Genomic DNA, 21543 nt, shown 5'->3' on the forward strand with positions numbered 1-21543 from the left:
CAGCGAAGTCGTGCGATTGTTGCCCGTCATCGGGACGGGACCCGACGCACGCAAACTCAAGGCCCGTAGGGTGGCCAAAGGCCAAGTTTGCATAAGTGCGCACTTCGCAAATACTTCTCGATATATGATATCTCCAAAATCTGCTGCCATATTTGAACTTTATCACAAAATTTGTCATAATGGCAAAAGGAGGGTCGATGGCACGACTGACAGACGAACAACAACTCAAACGCCTTGAGGAAGCTCAGGCGAAGCTTGCCGCCCGGAAAAAAGCCGTCCAAGCCCGTCTACGCTCAAAGGACCGAAAGATCAGAAACAGGCGCATCTCGATCATCGGCGCAGTTGTCGAAGCCCATGCCCAACATGACGCCCAATTCGCTGATTACCTTTGGACGATCCTAAAGAACCGCGTAACCCGCGATGCTGATCGAGACTTCCTCGGCCTTCCTCCATTTAAGGATACCCCAGAAGGGTAGGGCACTTTCAAGCTCACCAGCAAAGCAAGCCCGTGCCCGCATCTCTGTCTCCTCTTTTCACTTACCCCTGTTTGGGTGAGGGCAACTGAAAAGCGGCTCCGGCGAAGCAGGCTAAAGACAGGCTTTCACCTATCAAGTAATATACTATGTATTTGATTTTTATCTATTATTTTCAGTATCTGTCGAGTATTTTATTGTCGCTCATCATGCATATGATAACTTTGACCTCTTATATACCTCGTATTTACCTCGCTAAATCACCCCATGTTAAACTTGACATAACCGCAAAAGTGCACTATTTAAACCTCATACATTTCATCTTAGGAGGCTTCCATGCTTGTTTACCGCCCATGCCAATTCGGCCCCGCCCTCTCGAGAGAAAGGTCATTAGATGCCAGACCCGACTGCAACCGCCACAAGCGGACCCAGCCGTAATCTTATTTTCGCAAAGGATGAGCCTATTATTCTGAAAACGAAGGAGTTCCTGTCTCGCTGCAACGAAGACAGATACTTCGCCAAAACAAAAGAAGCGGACGAGCACGTAAAGTAACGTGTAAGTCACTCGCGCTTCGAAAGGTGCTAATGAAACCACCGCCTAAAACACGCTTTCAATTCGATGTAACCGTTGATCGAGCTGAGGACGTTCGTGATCTCCTTGCTGCGACCGGAAGCGAGTCGAACAAGGATTTGTTCAACAACGCGCTGACACTGCTTGAGTGGGCAGTAAGTGAAACTCAAAAAGGAAATACCATTGCTTCCATAGATGAAGACAATGGTCGTTACCGTGAGTTGCAAATGCCAATTCTAAATGTCGCTCGAAAAATCGCCCAAAGGCGTGAAGCTCCGGATATCGCAGCTTCAGTAACTACCCCTAGCTCTGCTTCAAAGGCACGCGCCTAACACTTGCATTCATGTCTTGAATTGCGCCATCAATGACCATTGGTTGTTTGATGAGCATTTGCAGTGCCTATTTGGAAAAGAAAGACGAGATTTTCAGAGCTCAAGAAGGCAGAAGATGCCTTCGAACTTCAGCCCAAAGATATCTTGGGCGACGTGGATACTCTGCAAGATGGCCAAAAGGTTGAGCTTGCCAAGGCTTTGATGACACTCGAAGATAACAAGGACGGCAGACGCCACATGCACAAAAATCTAATCGTGATTGGCGTCACCGCCGTTGCATTTGCTGCCATTGGGCTTTTCATGCTGATGGTCACTGGTGACAATGGAGCTGCAGCCACAGAAATCGACCTCCTTGGGCTGTTTACAGTCAGCACACAAGCGATTGGCGTAGCGTTGCTAGCTGTTGCCGCTGCTGTCGCTATTTTTGGCATTCGCTCTGTAACCAAGGAGTAACTTCACCTCCTCAAATCAATCATCATCGATATCCATCCCAGTAGAGCGTTCCGCTCTCTCTCTGCCTTCGGCGATGCCTTCGCGACCTCGTTCAACGGATCGGTCGGTCGAATGGCTCCGTTCAATAACCGCCTGATCTATGCACCTTGCCATAGGGCCACTGTCGAAACGACTGGCCGCAATAGAGGCATCAATCCATGAAGACCGATCAAAACGGGTTAAGTCGATGGCGTGACCTGCTTGCCCGCCAAGTTGCTTCAAATAGTGGAGTTGGGTCCGGCCATTGCCCTCACGAAACGGATGTAGTCGGTTCACATCGCCGATGTATTCCGCTGCCCCCTGCGAGAACTGCTCGCGTGACAGGTTCCGCAGATAGTCCTGTTCGCTGAGACGTTTGTGAACATCCGCCATACCCGTCGAAAGCCGTTCATGCGGATGGAACCAGCTCTCGCTTTTGGCGATATCTACTTGCCGGAACTCTCCGGCCCAATCATAGGCATCCTGAAACAGATGCCTATGAATATCCCGCAGGTGCGCTTCATCAAACCGTCCAGTAGGCACGCCTTCCGTGATCCGCTGCTGCACGAGCAAGCGTTCCTGCTGCGCAAGAAGCTCGGCATCACGGATACCAAGGCGGTTTCTCAGTACGGAACTGTCGGGGTAGCGATATAGCTCGCGGTCGCGATCTTCATTGGTCATTCAGCGGCGAGACTGGCCTCGGCATCGCGCTGACCTTTCGCGATGATGTAAGCACGGCGCTCATCGTCGCTCCATCCTTCGCGGTCGAACATCTCGAACATGGCAACTTCATCAGTCGTCAGCGGGTTGCTTTCGATGTCATGCAGGGTCAAACCTTCGCGAAACCGTTGTTTCCGCGCCGCTTTTTCCTGCTGTGCTGTAAGGTTGCTGTTCATATCTCATATTCCCACAAAATCGTATATTTTTCAAGAACTAGACGGATCAGTGATATCATAAGAACCGCCTCAGATCGTTGACTGCATGCTGAATGAAGTTTCCAAGATTAGCTTCAAAGCTGCGCTCGAGATAAGCCTCTGTACCAAGCTGAGACATGGACACGATTTCATCTGCCGTCATCACGTCCGATAACACCAGAAGGTCAAAATCAGCCCAGATTGAACGCGTGAGACGGATCGAGATTTCTCGGCCTTCGTGCCTCAGCCTGCGCACAACAGTCTCCAACGAGTATTCCGTGTCCAGTTCTTCCCGTTGGAGCTGTTCGTACTGACGCATCTGATCATAATTCATTGTTATTATTATACCATTTTTCGATCAGATATCCAAGCCGCCGTTCCGGTCAAAGTCACGCTTCGCCAAAAAGGGCCGTGACCTTTCCTCACCGCGCACGCCCCGCTTAAGATCGGCCTTCAGCTCGTCTCGTTCCTGCTGCTGCTGAAGTCGCTCGTATCTCTGCGCGATGGCTTGTTTTTGCTCCGGAGGAATATCCTGAAGCGGTTGCCCAGACTTGATCGTTCCAATTGATCCCGGCGGCGCGAGGTCCCGGCGCTCCATGTCGTTGGGTTCATAACGCGGATCGGCGTTGTCGCCGTATTCACGTTCAGGCGTCTGATCGTCGTGTGAGACATCCTTTGATCCCGGCGGCGGGTCATTCCGGTCCGATGTGTCATGCTCAGACATGCTTCAGCTCCTTATTTTTCCAACGGGCCAAGAGCAGCGCCTCGATGACCGGGTAAAAGACAATCCCAGGCACCATCAACAAGAAGAAGAACGGTGCGGACGGCTGGCGGAAGACATGGATCGCCGCGATAGCCGCCAACATCAGCGCAAGGAAAGCCAACAGCTCAAGCGGGGAGGGCGTCTTGGTGACCCGCTTCCCAATCGAGGTGAGGTTCGTGTTGTGCATCTCGTAGTTGCGTTGAAACCGCATGATGCGGCGCGTCCGCAAATACCACCACGCCTTCGCTACATACTTCAGAATGACGAAAGCGGCGATGCCATGGATGACTAGTCGCAAGAGATTGGGCATGGACGGCAGAAGTCCGACTCCCTGATAGTAGACCATAAACAGGTCAGAGAGGGCGAAAAGCGCGAGCGGCGTGAGCAAGATCGCGACGAAAATCTGCTTTGCAGGGCTGGTATCATCAGACATGGGGTCTCCTCCATCAGTTAGGTTGTTTTGAGTGCGTCGTGCAGCGCCTTCGCCACGCGATCCACGGGTCCTGAGAAATCAATCGGGGCAGGGGCAGGTAGGTGCTGATAGCGTGGCGGAATGCCAAAGATTGGGTGTCCCCGGCGGTCTCTGAAGCGGCTATCGAGATAGTAGGGGGCCTTGAACCCGAAGGCCGGGTTCATGTTCGCCGGAAAAAATAGCGCTTCGTGAGGCGGCATGTTCTTGATCCGCTCCCGCGTGATCAAATTCCGGGAAACCACGCTGTCAGCGCTATGCTTAAAGCCTTCATGACTGAACCGATTGGCCTTGGCGCGTGCGCCCTCATAGGTCGTCAGATGAATATCCGCCGTCCCGCTTAACTCCGAAAAGTAGCGCTGCGTTTCCAGATCGTTATTGGCGAAAACGATGTTCATTCCAGCATTGGCAATGAAGGTTTGCCAAATGTCAGAGTAGATACGCATCAACTGGTTGATGTCCTGCCAGACAGTCACGATCTGGTTTCCATCGCCCGCTTGCATCCCATAGGAATCCACGAGCTGCCCGGAATAGCCACATATGGCACACTCGTCCCACAGGGTCAGGACAGGCGGGTCCGGGAACTTCTGCGACTTCGATACGCTGAACAAGCACAGCGTAACGATCAACCGGATCAAACGCGCGTACTGTCGGACGTAGGCGGATGGGATGACGATGTAGAGCGTCGTGTTCCCATCTGCGAGCTTGGACAAGTCCACCTTGGACTTGCCCAACGCAAGCTGCATCGCATCGCTTTGCAGAAAACCGATCTGCGACCTGACCGTCGCAAGGATGTTGAATAGCGTTTTGTCGTCGTTCCCAGACAAGCGACGCGCACCATCACGAACCAGCCGCGAGGTGGAATCCACCATGCCCGGAACCTGAAGCGTCTTTTCTCCGCACTCATTGACAAAGATGCCGTCGAGCGCGTCGAAAAACTCTGGCCGCGCAAGACTGAAGAGGCGGGTTGCATCGTGGATGGTTCCATCTTGCGCATGACCATCCGCCCGCGATGCCATTATGGCGGTGCGAAGAGCATCCGCACCGGACAAGTTCCAAAAGTTGTCCTGAGAGTTCGCGTCTGTGACCCAAATCCCGTCCGTGAAGACATCGGCCTCCTCCATAAAAACCGGAGAGTTCGGGTCTACCAGATCGGCCAAGTTCAAAGCGTCTGCTTCAACGCCCAATGCGGACGCAACCGTGTCAAACGGGTCAAAAAGAACGATATCCTGACCAAGCACGTGCTTACGGTAGTGATATGTCGCCAGTGCGATTTCACCCCGGATATCGACAGCGACGAGACTGCTTGTGTGCATCAACGCCATACGGATCAGGGTTGTGCCTTTATGCGTCCTGTTAGGCGCAATCAGGTTGATCGGTTTCGGGCCGGAATAAGAAATCTCCTGAAGACGATTACCGTCCGCATCAGGACGAACGAACCCGAAGGACAAACGCCCCCCGGGTCCGAAGCTTCGATCACGCAGTTCCCGCTGTAACGGGAACCGCGCTACGCCATTGATGGCCACATGGTCATGATAGACGTAGTTATCTGAACTGCTGCGCACGGCGTGCCCCTCACCCGCCGCACATGCCGGGGTCCACGACCCGTGCACTCAGATACGTATTGGCAAAGGTCTGGAAGGCCGTTCTAACATTCGACCCATCCGAAGCGGAAAGATACCGCTCGACCCACCGTTCGTAGGACGTGGAAGTCTCATGTCCCTCGAAGTAGGCAAAGACCGGAATATCGCCTTTGGTGCTGACGATGTTCGCGATTTCAGAGCCATCCACACCATCACCGTCCGTGATGACGACAAGGCCTGAAACCATGGTCGCGTTGTTCGGCAAAAAGTAGGGATGCGCAGCCTTCAGATCGGCAAAGGACTGCAACAAAGCAGCGGTGGAATCCGTACCCCCGCTCGCTTTCACCCGCGACAAGCTCCAGTTCTTGGCCTCACAGAGCTTCCAGCCGCCATAGCCGTTGTCAGCATCCACGACAGAATAGCTGCTGTTGTAGGTAACAACCCGGCAGTACGCGTTTCGCGGAACCCCATTGATGAAATTCAGGGACGCCGCGATCACGTCACCCATGGAATCATCCATCGACCCGGACACGTCCATCAGGACTTGAAACCGGGCCTGCACGGGCGAGTGCTTTGCCAACCTGAGACCGCTCGTCGTGGCGCAGCTCACGTTACCATTCGACTGGCCGATGAAGATCGTGGGATTCTTCATCACGTTGTCCTTCTCATCATAGGCGACAACGACATACTTGCCGCCTTCGATGTTGAGGAACATCACATTCGCCGCGTTGGACATGAAGACGATGTTCTCACCCTTGAAGGCTTTCACCGTCTGCATGGCCACACCGAGGATTTCGGTGCCTTCCAACTTGCGTTCCAGCTCGACAATCTGACTGCCCGAGTACTGCGCCAGATCGCCAAAGACCGGGATCATGTTTTTCAGCTCGCGCCGGCCATCACCGGAAAGGTCGATCTCAACCTTCAGAGTGTTGTCACGCGCCTGAGAACCGCCGTCCAGTGCGATGCTCAAGCCGGAAGCAGACGCACCCGGTAGGTTGTCAAATGCGACCCCGCTTTGGTCCTGAGCATATGCCCCGAAGGGGGCACTGGCCAAAGCCAGTGCCGTTGTTATGGTGAGGAAGCATTTCATTGTGCTGCCTCCACCAATGCGCTGCGTATGCCTTCTTTCTTCACGAAAGTCGGACGAACCGCGCCATCGATCTTGTCGATGTACCGGAACCACGCCTGTTCCTGCTTCCGATCAGCCCCCACGACTATGAAAGCCTTTACTGCCGAGTGCGTCAAAATCTTATCGAGCAAGTACTCCGGCTTTGGGTCCTGCGGTATCTGGGGGGCGCCCTTAGCGTCATCGCCGCAGAAGCTATGATCAATGTCGATCATCGGCGAAGACATCACGATGTAGGCCGCGTCTGGCTGATCCCGCAAAAGCCGATACTCAAGCGTGGTGAATAGCTCGGCAAAGTCACCACACACAGCTTGCGGGGTCACAACAGCCGTAAACTCCTCTACCGTCATACCCTTCAAGATGTCGCGCGGACTGCCCGCCAAAAACTCAGCGCTGTTCGATGCGCCGATGAACGACGCTTGAACCCCGCCAAATACCCGGCGCGGAAGTTGCTGAGTGACCTTCAAGATTTCCGTCGCATTCTCGATAGCATCCTGCTCGCGACCAGTGACTTTATATCCAGCACCCTCATCGATGATCGGATACAAAAACTGCCCGTCTGCGAAGCTTGGGGTTACCCCCAAGCCGAATGCCGCAGACGCACAAACACAGAGAGTCTTCGTCCACTTCATGGGATCAGTCCTTCTTTGTCAGAGTGAATGTGAAATACGCGGTGAGAACCGCGAAGAGTTGGGCGATCAACACGGTAACGCCCGTGAACAAGAGGCGTGGCAGGGTGCCAAGCTCTTTGCCTTGGCCAAACGGCCCACTGTTCCCGAAATCCAGCCAAAGGCCGTAGAACGAGTACAGCTCGATCCCCATGACCAGCAGCAGCCCGAGAACGCCCAAGGCAACACCGCTCGCCAAGCGCATGTTGTCGAAGATGTCAGCATCATCGAACACACGAGCTTTGAGGAACATGAAGTAAATGAACACAGGCATGAACACGATGCCTGCCGCGATTAGGCCGACGAGGATGTGCTCCACACCCATGTCACCAGTAATTGGCGCAAGGACCGAAAAGTAATCCGCGACCGGGATCACGTAGTCAGTGATCAGGACTTTGCTGAGTGAAGCACCGTGCAACAGAAGCGCCGCGCATTCACCCAAAAGAACCAAAATTCCAACGAAAAAAGCTTTCGGCGAGAACCTTGAAGGTGGCGGCGTAGGTTCTTCGTATCCGCCCCCCTTATATGCGAGTGAAACTTGTTGTGTCATGTGATCCTCCTTCTGGAAGTTGCGTTCAGACAGGCGCTTCCATCGCAGAAAGCACCGCCAGATTTGGGGTTGTGGGGAAAGCTAGGGACCGCTCTCATACCGCAGTCTCCGGGTTCAGCGGAGCAAACAGATCAGTGCCGCTTATGCTGAAGATGTGCGACTGCGCCCGCCAAGCCATCACATGGACAGCCTCACATGAGAGCTGATGCGCACGAACAAGGTGTCTGATCTCCGCCTCGATGCGGGGCCACACTGTAGGTGTGTCAGAAGGCAGAAGCGTTACGAGCAGATTGATCGCAACGTTGTCCTCAATCGGTCCCGAAAAGTTGTTCTGATTGGCCTTTGCGGCCCATGTACCCTCTGACAGCGATAACGTGACGCCGCCCGTCAACCGCGTAACGGAGCGTTTCAGATCATCGACAGCCTCTCGGACATGGGACGGCGCAGCGCTTTCACGTTGTAGGCCTATGACCACATTGAAGCAGTCTCGTGCACGCGCATCATGCACGCGCACCGCTTGATTTGGCAGTGCCATTGATTTTCCTCATCTGCTTGTGAGATGAAGGAACCGGCGGTGTGCCAACGCCAATTGAGCACCGCCAACGCCAACACCTCGTTGGTTAGGCTGGAGCGACCAAGCTGCACTTGCGGTTTGGTCGCTCCTTTCTTTTTGATCTGTAGTTCGCCCCCCTTTCTAGTGCGCAACAAAATTTCCAGCCGCACCCCCTAAACTAACACAATGTTACCCTGCTCTTTCCCGGCCTGCCAAGCCGTCAATCGTACACCTTCGTACACAGAGCGTAAGCATGCAGGTGAAATCCACACACGGGTTGCTATTCAATGACCATCGTGTGTATTCATGTGTGTTCATGTGTGTTCATGTGTTGGCATGTGTTTGATGGGGGTTCGATTGCCAAAATTAAATGAAGAGCAAATTCGGACTGCATTAGACAGCGAAGAGAGAAATCCGGGAACACCGGAAATTGCCGATCTGTTTTTGTTGAGCGACTATCTCAAGTATCGCCAAGGCCTTCAGCCAACGACTCTGTTCAAGGGAAAACTTCCCCGTAATGTTTCCAGAGAGAGTTTTTCAGGCGGCAAGAGCCGCTCTAAGTTTCCAAGGCTCAACACAGAAACTTACAATTTCTTGCGGGAAGCATTCTACAAGCACCTGATTAAGAAAGAAGCGGGTCGCTTCATAAATCTGCGCGCACTGGATGATCACATCGTGCCGCTCGTGGTCAAAGTTTATCCAGAAGAGTTCTCTGGCGTTTTCTCAAACGGCGATGACGAAACACGTGCATCTGAAGATACCGGAGTCTTGGTGGAACGGGCCAACCCCAATCCAGTAGAGCTTCAGCGCGTTTACGAGGCATTCGAGCACGGCGCATACTCCATTCGATTTGCGCGGAATGAAGGAAAAGAGCGGTCCAGCAAGGAAGGGAAAGAGCTGTATGCTAAGGGCGTAATAGACGTCTCCAAACCTGACGGCCGCAACTTCTTGGATTTCTCGATCAAGTACAAAGCTCGGCCAAAGACACCCATCGATATCACCGGGCGCATCTACATCTTTAGCAACAGCCTGATCTTCGTCGGGGCTGAAGTGAAAGATACCGCTGCGTTCTTCATGGTGATGAGCGACGATTTCAGAGACAACCGCCACGGAGGTCTCGTCATCCGGCGGCACCATGAGAGCAATCAGAAGCGCTACTTCATGTCAAAGGTCATGATCTACCGCAAATCCTCTGACGACGAGTTCTCCGACGAGAGCGGTCAGTTCCCTTTCAAAGACTTGCCAGAACTCGAACAGATCGATGCTGACAAGCTTATCAACATCGCCAAGAATGAGGGAATGAGCGTGATATTCAAAGAAAGCATGTCGCACAATCAAGGCTCGTAGCTCAAAACTGCATCCGTGCAGAAGACGTAGCGCCCTTTGCCCTCTACTGCTGCGATGAAGAATTCATATCGCACGTCCGGCGGTATCACCGGAGAAAGTTGCTCAGCTTGGTCCTCAAAGTCTAGATCAGTTACATGGACGAGAGGCCCACAAGATGCCTGAACATCATCAAGACTGCGAACATCGATACCAATTTCTTTTGCAACCTCCATCTCTGGCGCACAGACGAAGGATGTTGCTGGATTTGGATGATCATTGCTCCGACGAATATCTAAGTTCGTCATACTGCCCTGCTCAAAAAAGAACTTCTGTAACGCTGTCACAAACGGGCCTTCCGGCCTTTTCCAATTCACTGCCATAAATACCTCAAAATAAATGAGGATACATGATTGGCGTAAGTATATCAAACTTAAAGGTTTTCTAACCCCTGTGCCTACCCCGTCTCATCGGGTAGTAAGTCCATGCTGGGCTTCAGCATAGAAACTGAAAATTTTTGGGTCAGATCTTATGACCTATAAGGTTCATTATGTGAATTTATCCCCGGCCAAAATTATTCATCTACGCCTTCGTTGTAAGCCTCGACCTCACGGCGCATTATGTCATGCAAAGTACCGCGCCGCTCAATGACTTTTGGCTGACCGTTGGCTTGAATCAAAATCGACATCGGCAAATTCATGGAATTGTATTCGCTCTTCATAGAGTGCGAGTAGGCACCAACTCCTGCCATCACCATGATGTCACCAACTTCGACTTGCGGAAGCTCCCGTGTAAGCAGCGTTCCGTCTTCATCAACAGTGAATACATCTCCTGACTCGCAAAGGTATCCAGCTACCACATATGACTTGGTTCGATCTTGTTGTTGCCGTGTCTGGGGCGCCAGAAAACGGATAGGATGATAACTGCCGTACATTGAAGGTCGAATGTTGTGGTTTAGGCCCGAGTTTACAATGACATACTCGTATCCCGGCGATGTATTATCACCAGATGTTTCTTTAACAGCCTGCGCCTCAGCTAGCAGAACTCCAGAAGCAGCTACAATGTATCGCCCGGGCTCAATCTGGAGGCGGAAATCTCGACCCATCTCTTTAGAAAATGCTCTCATACTGTCGGAAAGTGCGGCACCCCACTGACGGAGCGGCATTGGCTGATCTTCTTCTGGGTCGTACACAACGGGCAAACCTCCCCCAAGGTTGATAGTATGTACGTCGGGAAGCTCACGAGCGATGTTCAGTGTTTTGTCTTTTATCCGTAACCAGTGAGAAAGGTCGGTTCCAGAGCCAATGTGTGAGTGCAAACCTACGATCCGGACACCGTTGCTACTAGCGATCTCAAGGGCATCTGAGATCTGATCAAAGTAGATGCCGTGCTTTGAGCTAGGGCCTCCCGTATTAGTCTTTGTATTTGCCCCATGCCCTTCGCCGGGGTTCAATCTAATTGAACATTCCGCTCCACTCGCTTGACCAAGCAGCTTAATTTGATCAATGGATGTACAGTTTATAAGGATGCCGCGCTTTGTCAGGTTCTGATACACCGTAAGCGTTGCACCTTCTCCGGTGTAGTAGATTTGAGAAGGTGAGAACCCTGCCCTTAAGGCTCGGTCAACTTCGTTGATAGAAGATGCGTCGATCCATAGACCCTCATCCAACACGACCTTAAGGACGGCTTGAAGTGTGAGTGCTTTGCATGCGTACCTTATCTGTAGGTTCTCATACTCGATTGCACTTCGCAGCTCTTTGCAGCGGTCCCGGATATTTTTCTCGTCGAATACGTACAGTGGCGTATTATACTGCTCTGCCAGCTCCCGGATCAGTTCGTCATTGCGGTAAAACTCGTTGTCAGAAACGGACGCCATTTCGTACTATTCTCCTATTTTCCACTCAGGGATTTGAAAATTTTTTTGGTAACCTAGCTGGGAAATGGTCGTATGTACCACCCCCAATTCACGCGCTATAGCTCGGAAGAATTCAGCAGTACCTAGATATAAAAGTACTTCCATATTTTGACTGGCAACAAAGAGTTACGTAGCTTCCTAGCTCTTCAAATTCTCGATTAGACTTTGGTTTCTGATCTGGGATTATCTCGCCACGTTCAATCATACCTCTCATTACTATCTCGGTCATTACAGCCTCCTGATAAGCAGCTGCTTTCGCCTTTGCTGGACTTAAATGGGCTGCTGTTCCTGATACTATAGGCAGTACCACGGACAGGCTGCTTAACTTGCACAGCGCCAGACTCAATCCTCGCTTCTCTTGCTCAAAAAACTCTAGGTAGGCTCCTGTTGTTCTTGCTCGTCGGCGAGCTACCCCAGTCGATGGCCGGAGATCATCATGCGACATAAAGCCTTCGGTGTACTCGCTGAATGCTTTACGCTCGGCTAGATCACGACTGCTTGCAGCAGCCATCCCTAAAGTGCTCTCTGGATAAATTCCACCTTTGTTGAAGCAACCAAGCCTTCTCAGCGATCTAAGCAAAGCTTCCTGTTCTGCCTTACCATAGGCCACATGCTTAGAGTAACCAAAGCCATATCCAGACGCCAGAAATTGTACTCCGATGGATGCCTTTGACATACAAACAAAGCCAGTTCTGGGATTTCCTTTCATAAATGGAGGATCAGATACCGCAGATACGCTTATCTCAATATCTGGACGTTGCTTAACCCTGTAAGTAGTCTTCATTCAAGCTTATCTATCAAGCTCTCAATAGGCGTATCCTTCCCTTCAAGGCTTGGAAGTGTTGCCATATTTAGAACAGCCCAACTCGAGTGCGTCGCCATTAGTCGTAACCAAGTCGATTGACTTGCAATCGACAAGGGAGAGACAGCGTTCTCCAGTTCTCGAATTGAAAGTTGGTAACGACTCTCACTGGCAAATCTACTTGCATCCTTGATTGCGACATTAAGCTTATCGGCATAACTTTTGAGCTTTTCTGTGAGCGCAGCAAACTCATCTGCCAACCCAAGCTCCATTCCGTCACTTAGTATTGCCGCTGTTTGTGCGGATATTTCAGACTGCCCATTCAGTATTCCGCCATCTTGCGAGATCGTTAAAAGCCCGGATTCAGCGCCAGCAGCATAAGCTGACTTCATGAACTCGATGAGTTCTGGAGAGCTAAAGTTCTTGCTCGCAGAACCACGAAAACCTGATATCGCTGCGAACAACTGTTCAAGCTCACTGCGATATCCATTTGCCTTGGCTGAGACCGCCTCGGTGAGCGACGTAGTTTGTTCTGGGAAGGAAAACTCAACAAGAACTACATCTTCGATTGCACACTGCAAAGCAAGAAAGGCCTGATAGCTCGTAAATATTGATCTCGAAAGCAGTGCGACAGAAACGGTATACTCAACCGAGTCCTTGTGAACCACTCGCTTGCCCGGAGCTGTAATGACAACCGGATCGCTCATATCACAGTTAATTCCACCCATGTCTATCTCCTTAAAGAAACCCTACGACGATCTTTCCCGAAGAGACCTAGAGGGGCAAGAAAATAGTTTGAACTCTCGAAAACGGTTTATCTCGCGACACATTCAGCGACTACATGAAATCAAAGACGTAGTCAGCGCTAAACAGTGTTGCACAGCTCCTGCATTTCGCACGGGGTTTTGCAACAGGAGCACCCTGCCCTACTCGTAACCGCGCTTAGCCTTCTGCATGTGCAGCTCAAACCGCGCGTCTTTGGCGTCTTCTTCGCTGTCGAACCAGTCCGTGCGAACACGACCCCCGCCGCCGATATGGCCCCACTCCCGGATTAAGCTCCAATCGCCGAAGAGGCCGGGCACGATCTCCATGCGATAGAAGCGATATTGATTGTACTGTCGCTCGATCTTGGTCAGGTGCATGTCGCCTATCCCCACATCTTTGATGCAATGTCTTGTTCTTCTTTGCCCACAGCGTCAGCATAGATCGTCGTGGTCGTGAGCTGCGCATGCCCAAGCCACTTTTGCAGCATGTGTAATGGAATGCCTTTCACCACGGCATTGATTCCATAGCCATGTCGCAAACCCTTGGGCGAGCGCTGCGGCGCATCTGGGATACCGGCTTCGATCATGACATCCTTCACGATCCGCCAGACCTGAACGCGGGTGATTGGCCAGATGGGCTCCCCTGCCCGCTTAGGTGACCTCTGAACCTCACGGATGCCGTGTGCTGTGTTGAGCGTGTCGAGATAATCAGACGGCACCGGCACAGTACGAAACACAACCTTGATCTCTCCGGACACATCTTTGCGTTTCTTGAGCGACCGAATAGCAATCGTATCCCCAGCCAGATCGACCCGCGCAGGTGTGATCTCGATCAGCTCGGACGGACGACACCCCGTATAATGCAATGTCTCACAGAGAGTACGATCCCGAGCTGGCCGCTGCCGCGCCGCATCAAGGAACGCAGCGCGCTCATCTGCATTCAGATAGAGGCGGTTTCCTTGGGTGTCGTAGAGGCGCATTTCACTCATATGTAACACTATACGCGAATAGTGTTACGCTGTGAATCCTGTGCGGGATGTTTGCCCCCAAGAAAGCAGGGCTCAGCGCGCCACCCCTGCCCTATCATGAAGTATACGATGTAACACTATTACCCATAGTGTTAAATTTTGACTGGCTGGTTCTTTTTTTGACCTCAGTCGAAGCGGAGATGCCAAGAGCCAAGGTTGGTTTTGTGCCATGTACCACCATGCTTTGCAGGCTTAGTCTCTCCCGTGAATGTCGTCTGAGGGATCGGGCCACCAAAAGACATGTCAACTGACGAGTGATCGGCAACAGGATTCGGCTCTGGTGAAGGAATTTTTAAAGGTTTGCGCTCTTTGAGAGACCGAGAAACCGCGTCAAGGTCTGCCAGTTCTGAAAGCAACGCTCTCCGCCTGTTTCCGGCATTGTCGCGGCGAGTTACGATACGAAGATTTATTGGACGATTGTCTGATGGATTGTGGTTCACGTGGTCTACGTCAAAGTCCCTCGGTACCCATTTCCCTAGAGTTACCGCCGCGATGAAGCGGTGGGTAAGTATCGACTTCTTGCCGCACTGGAACCAAAGGTAGTCGTGACCTTCACGGCTCTTACTTCCGTTTGGTGTTTCTCCATCCACAGTTCCCGCGAGATATTCATACAAACCATCCCTAACTACCTCACTCAGATCAGGATAGGGGATTTCATGTGAATGCTCTGTTTCGAAGTCTTCTGACAGAACGGCCTTAACATACTCCACATCTTTCATCCAAAACCGCTCCAGCACTTCGCTTAACCGCGACGTGCACCAGACTCGTGCAACGCCCTAAGCTTTTGATTTTACCCAGATCAGCTAAGTGTTCAATGAGATATGACTTATGCACCAGTCTCTAAAATCTACTAGTCTTTGTACTTGGATGAAAAGGCAATGTGGGTTCTCTTCACCAGCATCAGAAGCGTCAGAAAAAAGTGGGAAACAAGGACAACTAGGATTGCTCCCTCAAGCGGACCTGACAAGCTGGCAACCATCATCGCGACGAAAACGAGCAACGAGATGCACGACAACAAGATTAGGTATGAAACATTGTAATTTACATCCGCGAAAAACTTACGGTCGCGGCGGAATCTCTCCTCCTCCCGCGCCTTTGAAGTATCGTCGGACCCTGCTGCGGGCTCCCGAGGAGACAAACCGTAGAGTGCCATCTGTGCACTGAACAGAAGTGCGGCAAAGACTGAAAACACGGCGATGAGTGCTCCGTTGATTTCAGGTGGAAGCGTGAAGGGGAAGAAAAAATACAAAACTCCAAGAAGAACAGGAAGCAGGTAAAAGAACGCTAAGTCAGAGAACGAAAAGGTCTCTGAGCTATCGTCATACAGCGTCGAGATGTGATCTCTTACGACAACAAAAATGTTTATCTTTTTCATACCTTGCCTGCTGCGATATCGGCAAAAATGGAAGCAGTCTCCGAACTTATGGACTCAAATTTTGGCATACCGTTCGGCCCTCGCTTGACATCTTCAGACAGATCGAACTTGCCAGTGTTGCGACTGACGCCAACAAGTGTAACCGTGCGGCGTTTTCCTCCGACCATGATCTCGGCGGTTGCCTCATCAAAGTGCGTGTCATTGTACTCTAACACACTTCCGCTAGCCGCTGCCTTAACGCGGTCCGTGAAATTCTTCAGTAAGCCAAGGTGAGATCGACGCTTGGCACTAAACGACACCCCGAGATCGACCAACGCACCTGGATCGCCAAGCTGGTTCTCCGCTGCATCACTCGAATAATCGCGTTTGGTCAAACTCAACCGCTTAACCTCTGCAGCTTTGTATGATGCAATTTCACCCGGCGCGACTGGGCTAAAGACAATGCGGAATCCTGAGTTAGTCCGCCGAAATCCATCTTCCAAAGCGTTCTGGAAACGCCCCACACAAGAGCGTTGCCCAAACGTCTGCAACGCTAGCAGGGCATACTCGCCTGCCGTGGGCACCCAAAGGCGATAATAAAGCGGGAAGATCTCGATATCTGAAATCTTGCGCTTGTACTGAGTAGTCCGGGTCTCGCGGTCCACAATGTCCGTAGCAAAGCCCGAGCTGCCATACATGATCAGACCTTCGAAAGTTCCCCCATCGGGCTTCGCAGGATCAAGATACCATGGCCTTTCTGGCACTCCCTCTTCGTCTTCTGCACTCTCATACTTCTTGATGAAGTGAGGAACTGTTTTCATGAACCGGGAGCCATCTCCACTATCTGAAAAGGCGATTTTAGGAGGCTTTCTCGTTTTATGCTGAAATATTGCATAGATATGAAGGCCAATAGAGTTATCCAAAAGTATTTCTCCAACGTGTAATTCTGCACGCCTTTTTACCTAAGGTGGTAAGCAAGGTCGATAGTTGGGTGCGCTGCGGGCAGAGATCCAAAAAAGTGTTGGAGGCGCACAAGCCCTTCTATGTAAAATATCTAACCCCTGTGCCTACCCCGTGTTATCGGGTAGTTAGTCCACCCTGCCCTGTCGGTCTGGCCGGAACCTAAGTGCCTGTTCTTCGGAGCCGCTATCGCTGATGCCGTCTCGGAAGCATACAAGGTTCACTGTCAAGGCGGCGAAGCCCCTGCGTAGCAGGTTGCCTTGATGGTGGTTCTTGGATGTTTCAGGCATCGACTCAGCGATGCGGTGTCCGAGTGCTTGGCACGTCCGTCTGTTCTTTGGTGAGCTGGAAGCGAACCGATGATTGAACAAGTGTATTCGGCGGCGAGCTTGCTCGCTAATCGCCGAATTCCACCGAAGTCATCGCCCCTTTGGCAATGGCAATTTTGGCCGAGCTTGCGAGGCTGTTAGTGTTATCTAGTGTTATTAATGTGTTACGCGAATCAAAAGCGGTAATAAGCTATTGAAAAACTTATGAGAAATCAGTGGTGGGGTGGGTGATAACACGTTATGTGGTGTGCGATAGCACGAAATTTGGTGTGTAATAACACGAAAAACTTAGAGAAATATCCACAGCGCGCCGGTGGGTAATAACACGAAAACGCTTGCGCTTGGTGGGTGAAAGCACGAATATCTCCACATGGTGGGTGATAACACGAATTTAGCGCGATCTCCTCTTCTTCCGTTGCGCCATGAGCAAGACGACTTGTTCGTCTGCGATATCTTCGATGCCGTGCCCAAGGGCGATGCTGCATCCATGGAGCATCCGGTTTTCAGTCTTGCGACAAAGCCTGACACCAAGATTCGAACATACGAATCTGCCGATGGCAAATCCTTCGTGAAGGTGACGCCAAGCGTCGAAGGGCTGGCCACAGTCTTTGACCGTGACATTCTGATCTACTGCATCTCCCAAGTGATGGCGGGGCTGAACCGTGGGCGTAAGGTATCCAAGACGCTTCAAATCCGAGCGCATGACATGCAGCTTGCCACCAACCGTGGAACGGATGGGCGAGGCTACGAACAGCTTCGCGCTGCACTTGAGCGCCTCAAGGGCACCACAATCTCCACCAACATAACCACGGGGGGCGAAGAGCAGTTCGATACCTTCGGGCTTATCGACAAAGCAAGCGTGAAGCGCAAGACGCGCGACGGGCGCATGCAGGAGATTGAAATTACCCTGTCTGATTGGGTTTTCAACGCCATCCGTGGTGAGGAAGTCCTGACCCTGAACAGGCAGTATTTCCAGCTTCGCAAACCGCTTGAGCGGCGGCTTTACGAGCTGGCACGTAAACATTGTGGCCAGCAAAGAAGCTGGCAGATCGGGCTGGAAAAGCTCCACGCGAAAACGGGGTCTTCTTCCACGCCCAAAGAGTTCAAACGCATGGTATCCGCGATCATCGATGCAGATCGAGAACACGACCACATGCCTGACTATGGTTTTGAGCTAGAGGGCGGGATTGTCACTGTACGGCCAAAGGCAGCGTTCACCGAAGCCTATGCCGACCCTACCCCGCAAATTGCCCTGTTCCTAAAGTCGGAGACCTATGATCAAGCAAGGGAAGCCGCTCCCGGATGGGATATTCATGGGCTAGAGCAAGAGTGGCGAAGCTGGATGACCGAACCGCCACGCAATGCGGACGCTGCTTTCATTGGCTTTTGCCGAAAATGGTTCGAGCGGCGTGGAAGACCGTCATAGACTATCGGGAGCGCAAAACCACCCTACCCCGTCTTGCCATGCACCTTGTTAAACGCTGCAATGGCATGTTGCAGAGCTTCACCCAACACCCAGCCATTCGCATCTGCAATTGCGTAGAAAGCATCAATATCTTCCTGCCGTGCCTTCAAGTTGAATTGAACGTTGCGACCCGTTGTATGGCGGCGCTGTTGGCGTTTCTTCTCAGGTTTTGGCTGAGCTGGCTCACGGCTCTTGAAACCCGCCGCGTCAGCTGCGGCCATTGTTTCTTCTGCCTTCGGCCTGTCGTTGGCGGTTTTCTCCGGCTTGGGTGTCCACTCTGTCGGATCGAAGGCGTCCAGCTCGTCACCAAAACCAAGGCTTGCGCGTTCTTTTTCCATGTTACACCGCCTCTGCCAGCTCTTGGCTGGCCTTCAGGCGCGAAAGCACTTCACCCGCAAACTGCTGCGCGTTGTGCTTTGCCTGTGTGATGTTGTTGACCTGTCTTGGATCAAGGTCATCAAGTGTACCACCAAATGAGAACATCTCGCGATAGGCTGCACGCTCAACAAGCGCGGTCTTGAACATATCAATGCCGCCTGCTTTGAGCTGTTCCACCACGTTTTTCAGGGAACGTGTCGCAATCGCCGCCCCTGCCCTCGTGAACACCACCGCATGCGGGATTTGACGGCGCGTGACGCGTTCTTGGCTACGAATGAGCTTGATGGTCTTCGCACCGCCCTTCGCATCCATGGACGAGCCTTGCGTGGGAATGATCACAAGATCAGAGATGGCCACAGCGTTTGAAACCATCAAACTGGCAGTACCTTCCAGATCGACCACCACAAACTGCGATGAGCTGGCTGCGTCATCGATCTTGTCGATAATCGTGTCCTCGGCCACGTCACTGATGATGGTGATGTTGTCGGGTTTTCCATCGAGCGCGCCCCATTGAGAAATCCATTTCTCTGGGTCTGCATCGATGATGGTGACTTGCGCACCCTTGGTGGCAAGTTCGGTGGCAAGGATCAGGGCAGTCGTCGTCTTCCCTGCCCCGCCCTTGGGGTTTGCAAATGATATCACGGGCATGCTCGTGCCTCCTTATTTTTGAAAAATGATACCCGATAGCTTTCGGATAGCCAACAGATACTAAAAGAATATCCACAACATATGAATATCTACCAGATATCGGATATCTACTAGATATCTTATGGTTACCAGATGGATACCACTAGATATCAAAGTCATCATCCAGACCCCGATCACGCCGTTGCTCACGGTCCCGCAACAGTCTTTCACGACGCTCATCAGCCCTGCGCCTAAGAACATCCATATCCTGAGTAGGTGGCTCCGTTTCTTCAGATCGCCCCTTACCGTCACCTTTACGCAGATCGACCGTTCGGCGCTCGCGCTCTTCACGCCGGATTTCCGCATGTGAACGCCGATCCCGAAACTCGCCCTGACGCTCGCGCCTTGTCTGGAACCGATCTTTGCGCGCGTCCTGACGGTCTGGCTTCGGCTTCTGCTCTTTCTTGGGTGGGGCAGGGGGGCCATTTTGCGCGTCCTGCCGCTTCTGGGCCTCCTGAGCGGCCTTAACGCCCTTTCCGGCCTTCATGGCCCATCCTTCGGCTTCACGGCGTTCCTCGGCCTTCTGAAACGATTTTTCGAGAAGACGGGCCTTCTTCATTTCCTCAGTCGCCCGAATGTCGCGCTGCGATTGCTGCTGGCCTTCTTGATCGGCACGCTTCCGGTCTTCGTCGGCTTGCACCCGCGCCTTGTCGTATTCCAGCCGTTCCAGCTCTTTCTTGTCCTTGCGTGTCGTCAGCGTGATGTCCCGAATGAATTTCCGCCAGCCGCGCACCTGAAGGCGAGAAGCCACCTGCTCATGGGCACGTGATATCCCTTGCTTGGTCTGACCGATCTCGGCGTCAAGCGAGGCCTCGAATGCGGCCATGTCCTTTTCCAGTTGCGCCTCAAATCGCTGCTGCCGTTCTTCCTGATCAAGCCGGAGCTGGTTGCGCTTGGCGTCCTGCCACGCTGCCAGTTTGCGCTTCTCGAAGGCAATCTTGGCGTCCAGCACGTTCCCGGCTTGCGTGATATCGTTCAGCAACCCGTTGCGTGCTTTGATGGCGCGGTTTTCATTGCCGCGATGCGATGACCTGCCGTCGCGCTCGATCTCGGTCGCAATGGGGCCAAGGTGCTTCTGCGGCTCGCGCATGATGCCCTGATCGGCAAGACTGCGATGATCGACGCGCTCGGATGATCCAATGCGCTCAAGCTCGCGGTTCTGGTGAAGCGCCCAAGCTTCTCGCCATTCCTCGATCATCTCGGTCTGGTGCCAGTCGCGGTTCTTCCGCTTGGCCCAACTGTCGCCAACGAACTCGCGGGTAGTAAGCAACACATGGGCGTGGACATTGCGCTCATCCGCTCCAGGATCGGAGGAGGGGGCATGCAAGGCAATGTCGGCGATCATGCCTCGCGCCACGCATTGCTCCTCAACAAACTGCCTGACCAGATTGACCTGCTGCTCCTGCGAAAGCTCGTACGGAAGGCTCAGCTGGATTTCGCGGGCAAGCTGCGAATTGGATCGCGTCTCAACTTTGTGGACTGCGTTCCAAAGCTCGGTGCGGTCCTTCATCCAATCGGGCGTGTTGTCGGGGGCAATGATTTCAGTGTGCAGGACTCCGCGCTTGGCGGTGTAGTCGTGGACAAGCCCGGTCTCGCGGTCTTCGATCCGCTGACCGGCGCGATAGGCTGCGGCGGCGGTTGCGGATCGACCACCGCTCCGGCCAATCATCTGCACGCTGAGCCTATACTGCGCCATGCACGCCTCCGGCCCATCGCATCGAAGGACGCTCCTTCGCGGTGCTCAATCTGCCGCCAGATTGTCCTGATAGACCGAGGAAACGGTCTGTGCATCTTATCCGACGAGGGTGAGGCTTCGTTTGGGGGAGACGCCCCAAGAGCTGATTTTCAAGGGTGGCGATAGACCTTTGAAGACATGGTTCGGTGCAGGTGGAGAGGGAAGTCTCCAAGTCCTGCGAGTGGTTTGCGGTGATACGCATTTCAGCTTTGATCTGGCCTCGATGGCCGCTCGAAGCTGACGCTACAACAAACAGCGAAGTCGTGCGATTGTTGCCCGTCATCGGGACGGGACCCGACGCACGCAAACTCAAGGCCCGTAGGGTGGCCA

26 protein-coding genes are annotated in these 21543 nt (G+C 52.6%); 5 read left to right on the forward strand and 21 right to left on the reverse strand.

What is annotated here, in order from left to right; genetic code table 11:
• Positions 1-197: 197 nt before the first annotated feature.
• The 3 genes from Q1A53_RS22200 (at position 198) to Q1A53_RS22210 (ending at position 1829) form a co-directional block, all read left to right on the forward strand.
• Positions 198-476 carry a hypothetical protein gene (locus tag Q1A53_RS22200; protein ID WP_299971177.1) on the forward strand — a complete coding sequence of 93 codons (279 nt, stop codon included), beginning with the start codon at positions 198-200 and terminating at the stop codon, positions 474-476.
• A gap of 582 nt (positions 477-1058) precedes the next feature.
• Complete coding sequence (locus tag Q1A53_RS22205) at positions 1059-1376, forward strand: hypothetical protein (RefSeq protein ID WP_299971180.1); 318 nt, start codon at positions 1059-1061, stop codon at positions 1374-1376.
• A 63-nt stretch (positions 1377-1439) separates the two neighbouring features.
• Positions 1440-1829, forward strand: coding sequence for a hypothetical protein (locus Q1A53_RS22210; protein WP_299971183.1), 390 nt, complete (start codon positions 1440-1442; stop codon positions 1827-1829).
• Positions 1830-1844: 15 nt separating this feature from the next.
• On the opposite strand, the gene Q1A53_RS22215 is transcribed toward Q1A53_RS22210, so the two are convergent.
• Genes Q1A53_RS22215 through Q1A53_RS22255 form a run of 9 tightly spaced genes read right to left on the reverse strand, consistent with a single transcriptional unit; the run spans position 1845 to position 7920 of the window.
• A complete protein-coding gene (locus Q1A53_RS22215; RefSeq protein ID WP_299971186.1) occupies positions 1845-2528 on the reverse strand; it encodes a Fic family protein in 684 nt (227 codons plus the stop codon).
• Entirely contained in the window at positions 2525-2743 is a 219-nt protein-coding gene (locus tag Q1A53_RS22220) for a hypothetical protein (RefSeq protein WP_299971189.1), read from the reverse strand. The genes Q1A53_RS22215 and Q1A53_RS22220 overlap by 4 nt, the downstream gene beginning before the upstream one ends.
• A 55-nt stretch (positions 2744-2798) precedes the next feature.
• On the reverse strand, positions 2799-3095 hold the full coding sequence (locus tag Q1A53_RS22225) for a hypothetical protein (RefSeq protein WP_299971191.1): 297 nt from the start codon (positions 3093-3095) through the stop codon (positions 2799-2801).
• Between the two features lie 24 nt (positions 3096-3119).
• Entirely contained in the window at positions 3120-3485 is a 366-nt protein-coding gene (locus Q1A53_RS22230) for a hypothetical protein (protein WP_299971194.1), read from the reverse strand.
• Positions 3478-3957: a hypothetical protein gene (locus Q1A53_RS22235; protein ID WP_299971197.1), complete on the reverse strand. Its 480-nt coding sequence runs from the start codon at positions 3955-3957 to the stop codon at positions 3478-3480. The genes Q1A53_RS22230 and Q1A53_RS22235 overlap by 8 nt, the downstream gene beginning before the upstream one ends.
• A gap of 17 nt (positions 3958-3974) precedes the next feature.
• Positions 3975-5558 carry a type IV secretory system conjugative DNA transfer family protein gene (locus Q1A53_RS22240; protein ID WP_299971200.1) on the reverse strand — a complete coding sequence of 528 codons (1584 nt, stop codon included), beginning with the start codon at positions 5556-5558 and terminating at the stop codon, positions 3975-3977.
• A gap of 10 nt (positions 5559-5568) precedes the next feature.
• Positions 5569-6666 carry a hypothetical protein gene (locus Q1A53_RS22245; RefSeq protein WP_299971203.1) on the reverse strand — a complete coding sequence of 366 codons (1098 nt, stop codon included), beginning with the start codon at positions 6664-6666 and terminating at the stop codon, positions 5569-5571.
• Positions 6663-7334 (reverse strand): hypothetical protein, encoded by a 672-nt coding sequence (locus Q1A53_RS22250; RefSeq protein ID WP_299971206.1) that lies wholly within the window; start codon positions 7332-7334, stop codon positions 6663-6665. Before Q1A53_RS22250 ends, Q1A53_RS22245 begins: the two co-directional genes overlap by 4 nt.
• A 4-nt stretch (positions 7335-7338) precedes the next feature.
• Entirely contained in the window at positions 7339-7920 is a 582-nt protein-coding gene (locus Q1A53_RS22255) for a hypothetical protein (protein WP_299971209.1), read from the reverse strand.
• Positions 7921-8809: 889 nt separating this feature from the next.
• On the opposite strand from Q1A53_RS22255, the gene Q1A53_RS22260 reads away from it, so the two are divergent.
• On the forward strand, positions 8810-9820 hold the full coding sequence (locus tag Q1A53_RS22260; RefSeq protein ID WP_299971212.1) for a hypothetical protein: 1011 nt from the start codon (positions 8810-8812) through the stop codon (positions 9818-9820).
• Here the strand turns inward: Q1A53_RS22260 and Q1A53_RS22265 are convergent.
• From Q1A53_RS22265 to Q1A53_RS22305, 9 genes are all read right to left on the reverse strand, one after another.
• Positions 9808-10179: a hypothetical protein gene (locus tag Q1A53_RS22265; RefSeq protein WP_299971215.1), complete on the reverse strand. Its 372-nt coding sequence runs from the start codon at positions 10177-10179 to the stop codon at positions 9808-9810. The genes Q1A53_RS22260 and Q1A53_RS22265 overlap by 13 nt on opposite strands.
• A 191-nt stretch (positions 10180-10370) precedes the next feature.
• Entirely contained in the window at positions 10371-11672 is a 1302-nt protein-coding gene (gene lysA, locus Q1A53_RS22270; protein ID WP_299971219.1) for a diaminopimelate decarboxylase, read from the reverse strand.
• A gap of 112 nt (positions 11673-11784) precedes the next feature.
• Positions 11785-12495 carry a hypothetical protein gene (locus tag Q1A53_RS22275; RefSeq protein ID WP_299971222.1) on the reverse strand — a complete coding sequence of 237 codons (711 nt, stop codon included), beginning with the start codon at positions 12493-12495 and terminating at the stop codon, positions 11785-11787.
• A complete protein-coding gene (locus Q1A53_RS22280) occupies positions 12492-13241 on the reverse strand; it encodes a hypothetical protein (RefSeq protein WP_299971225.1) in 750 nt (249 codons plus the stop codon). Before Q1A53_RS22280 ends, Q1A53_RS22275 begins: the two co-directional genes overlap by 4 nt.
• A gap of 198 nt (positions 13242-13439) precedes the next feature.
• A complete protein-coding gene (locus Q1A53_RS22285; RefSeq protein WP_299971228.1) occupies positions 13440-13655 on the reverse strand; it encodes a WGR domain-containing protein in 216 nt (71 codons plus the stop codon).
• 5 nt (positions 13656-13660) lie between these two features.
• The gene (locus Q1A53_RS22290) at positions 13661-14266 is read right to left on the reverse strand and encodes a tyrosine-type recombinase/integrase (protein WP_299971231.1); all 606 of its coding nucleotides are present in this window, start codon (positions 14264-14266) and stop codon (positions 13661-13663) included.
• 164 nt (positions 14267-14430) lie between these two features.
• Positions 14431-15024, reverse strand: a complete 594-nt coding sequence (locus Q1A53_RS22295; RefSeq protein WP_299971234.1) for an HNH endonuclease signature motif containing protein — start codon at positions 15022-15024, stop codon at positions 14431-14433.
• A gap of 131 nt (positions 15025-15155) precedes the next feature.
• The gene (locus Q1A53_RS22300; RefSeq protein ID WP_299971237.1) at positions 15156-15680 is read right to left on the reverse strand and encodes a hypothetical protein; all 525 of its coding nucleotides are present in this window, start codon (positions 15678-15680) and stop codon (positions 15156-15158) included.
• Positions 15677-16480 carry a hypothetical protein gene (locus Q1A53_RS22305; RefSeq protein ID WP_299971240.1) on the reverse strand — a complete coding sequence of 268 codons (804 nt, stop codon included), beginning with the start codon at positions 16478-16480 and terminating at the stop codon, positions 15677-15679. The genes Q1A53_RS22300 and Q1A53_RS22305 overlap by 4 nt, the downstream gene beginning before the upstream one ends.
• Positions 16481-17318: 838 nt before the next feature.
• Here Q1A53_RS22305 and Q1A53_RS22310 point away from each other — a divergent pair.
• The gene (locus Q1A53_RS22310; RefSeq protein ID WP_299971243.1) at positions 17319-18374 is read left to right on the forward strand and encodes a replication initiator protein A; all 1056 of its coding nucleotides are present in this window, start codon (positions 17319-17321) and stop codon (positions 18372-18374) included.
• 23 nt (positions 18375-18397) lie between these two features.
• Here Q1A53_RS22310 and Q1A53_RS22315 read toward each other — a convergent pair whose 3' ends face one another.
• The 3 genes from Q1A53_RS22315 to mobQ all read right to left on the reverse strand — a co-directional run bounded on the left by Q1A53_RS22315 (position 18398) and on the right by mobQ (position 21174).
• Positions 18398-18751 (reverse strand): hypothetical protein, encoded by a 354-nt coding sequence (locus tag Q1A53_RS22315; RefSeq protein WP_299971246.1) that lies wholly within the window; start codon positions 18749-18751, stop codon positions 18398-18400.
• A gap of 1 nt (position 18752) precedes the next feature.
• Positions 18753-19439 (reverse strand): ParA family protein, encoded by a 687-nt coding sequence (locus tag Q1A53_RS22320; RefSeq protein ID WP_299971249.1) that lies wholly within the window; start codon positions 19437-19439, stop codon positions 18753-18755.
• Positions 19440-19581: 142 nt separating this feature from the next.
• Positions 19582-21174 (reverse strand): MobQ family relaxase, encoded by a 1593-nt coding sequence (mobQ, locus tag Q1A53_RS22325; protein ID WP_299971251.1) that lies wholly within the window; start codon positions 21172-21174, stop codon positions 19582-19584.
• Positions 21175-21543 lie beyond the last annotated feature (369 nt).

It is taken from the genome of uncultured Roseobacter sp., assembly GCF_947496515.1.
Taxonomy (GTDB): Bacteria; Pseudomonadota; Alphaproteobacteria; order Rhodobacterales; family Rhodobacteraceae; genus Roseobacter.

What these genes read in the sequence shown, in the direction of transcription:
- Q1A53_RS22200 (WP_299971177.1), top strand. Translation starts at nt 198, where the DNA reads ATGGCACGACTGACAGACGAACAACAACTCAAACGCCTTGAGGAAGCT.
- Q1A53_RS22205 (WP_299971180.1), top strand. Translation starts at nt 1,059, where the DNA reads ATGAAACCACCGCCTAAAACACGCTTTCAATTCGATGTAACCGTTGAT.
- Q1A53_RS22215 (WP_299971186.1), bottom strand. Translation starts at nt 2,528, where the DNA reads ATGACCAATGAAGATCGCGACCGCGAGCTATATCGCTACCCCGACAGT.
- Q1A53_RS22220 (WP_299971189.1), bottom strand. Translation starts at nt 2,743, where the DNA reads ATGAACAGCAACCTTACAGCACAGCAGGAAAAAGCGGCGCGGAAACAA.
- Q1A53_RS22225 (WP_299971191.1), bottom strand. Translation starts at nt 3,095, where the DNA reads ATGAATTATGATCAGATGCGTCAGTACGAACAGCTCCAACGGGAAGAA.
- Q1A53_RS22230 (WP_299971194.1), bottom strand. Translation starts at nt 3,485, where the DNA reads ATGTCTGAGCATGACACATCGGACCGGAATGACCCGCCGCCGGGATCA.
- Q1A53_RS22235 (WP_299971197.1), bottom strand. Translation starts at nt 3,957, where the DNA reads ATGTCTGATGATACCAGCCCTGCAAAGCAGATTTTCGTCGCGATCTTG.
- Q1A53_RS22245 (WP_299971203.1), bottom strand. Translation starts at nt 6,666, where the DNA reads ATGAAATGCTTCCTCACCATAACAACGGCACTGGCTTTGGCCAGTGCC.
- Q1A53_RS22250 (WP_299971206.1), bottom strand. Translation starts at nt 7,334, where the DNA reads ATGAAGTGGACGAAGACTCTCTGTGTTTGTGCGTCTGCGGCATTCGGC.
- Q1A53_RS22255 (WP_299971209.1), bottom strand. Translation starts at nt 7,920, where the DNA reads ATGACACAACAAGTTTCACTCGCATATAAGGGGGGCGGATACGAAGAA.
- Q1A53_RS22260 (WP_299971212.1), top strand. Translation starts at nt 8,810, where the DNA reads ATGTGTTTGATGGGGGTTCGATTGCCAAAATTAAATGAAGAGCAAATT.
- Q1A53_RS22265 (WP_299971215.1), bottom strand. Translation starts at nt 10,179, where the DNA reads ATGGCAGTGAATTGGAAAAGGCCGGAAGGCCCGTTTGTGACAGCGTTA.
- lysA (WP_299971219.1), bottom strand. Translation starts at nt 11,672, where the DNA reads ATGGCGTCCGTTTCTGACAACGAGTTTTACCGCAATGACGAACTGATC.
- Q1A53_RS22275 (WP_299971222.1), bottom strand. Translation starts at nt 12,495, where the DNA reads ATGAAGACTACTTACAGGGTTAAGCAACGTCCAGATATTGAGATAAGC.
- Q1A53_RS22280 (WP_299971225.1), bottom strand. Translation starts at nt 13,241, where the DNA reads ATGGGTGGAATTAACTGTGATATGAGCGATCCGGTTGTCATTACAGCT.
- Q1A53_RS22285 (WP_299971228.1), bottom strand. Translation starts at nt 13,655, where the DNA reads ATGCACCTGACCAAGATCGAGCGACAGTACAATCAATATCGCTTCTAT.
- Q1A53_RS22290 (WP_299971231.1), bottom strand. Translation starts at nt 14,266, where the DNA reads ATGAGTGAAATGCGCCTCTACGACACCCAAGGAAACCGCCTCTATCTG.
- Q1A53_RS22295 (WP_299971234.1), bottom strand. Translation starts at nt 15,024, where the DNA reads ATGAAAGATGTGGAGTATGTTAAGGCCGTTCTGTCAGAAGACTTCGAA.
- Q1A53_RS22300 (WP_299971237.1), bottom strand. Translation starts at nt 15,680, where the DNA reads ATGAAAAAGATAAACATTTTTGTTGTCGTAAGAGATCACATCTCGACG.
- Q1A53_RS22305 (WP_299971240.1), bottom strand. Translation starts at nt 16,480, where the DNA reads ATGAAAACAGTTCCTCACTTCATCAAGAAGTATGAGAGTGCAGAAGAC.
- Q1A53_RS22310 (WP_299971243.1), top strand. Translation starts at nt 17,319, where the DNA reads ATGGTGGGTGATAACACGAATTTAGCGCGATCTCCTCTTCTTCCGTTG.
- Q1A53_RS22315 (WP_299971246.1), bottom strand. Translation starts at nt 18,751, where the DNA reads ATGGAAAAAGAACGCGCAAGCCTTGGTTTTGGTGACGAGCTGGACGCC.
- Q1A53_RS22320 (WP_299971249.1), bottom strand. Translation starts at nt 19,439, where the DNA reads ATGCCCGTGATATCATTTGCAAACCCCAAGGGCGGGGCAGGGAAGACG.
- mobQ (WP_299971251.1), bottom strand. Translation starts at nt 21,174, where the DNA reads ATGGCGCAGTATAGGCTCAGCGTGCAGATGATTGGCCGGAGCGGTGGT.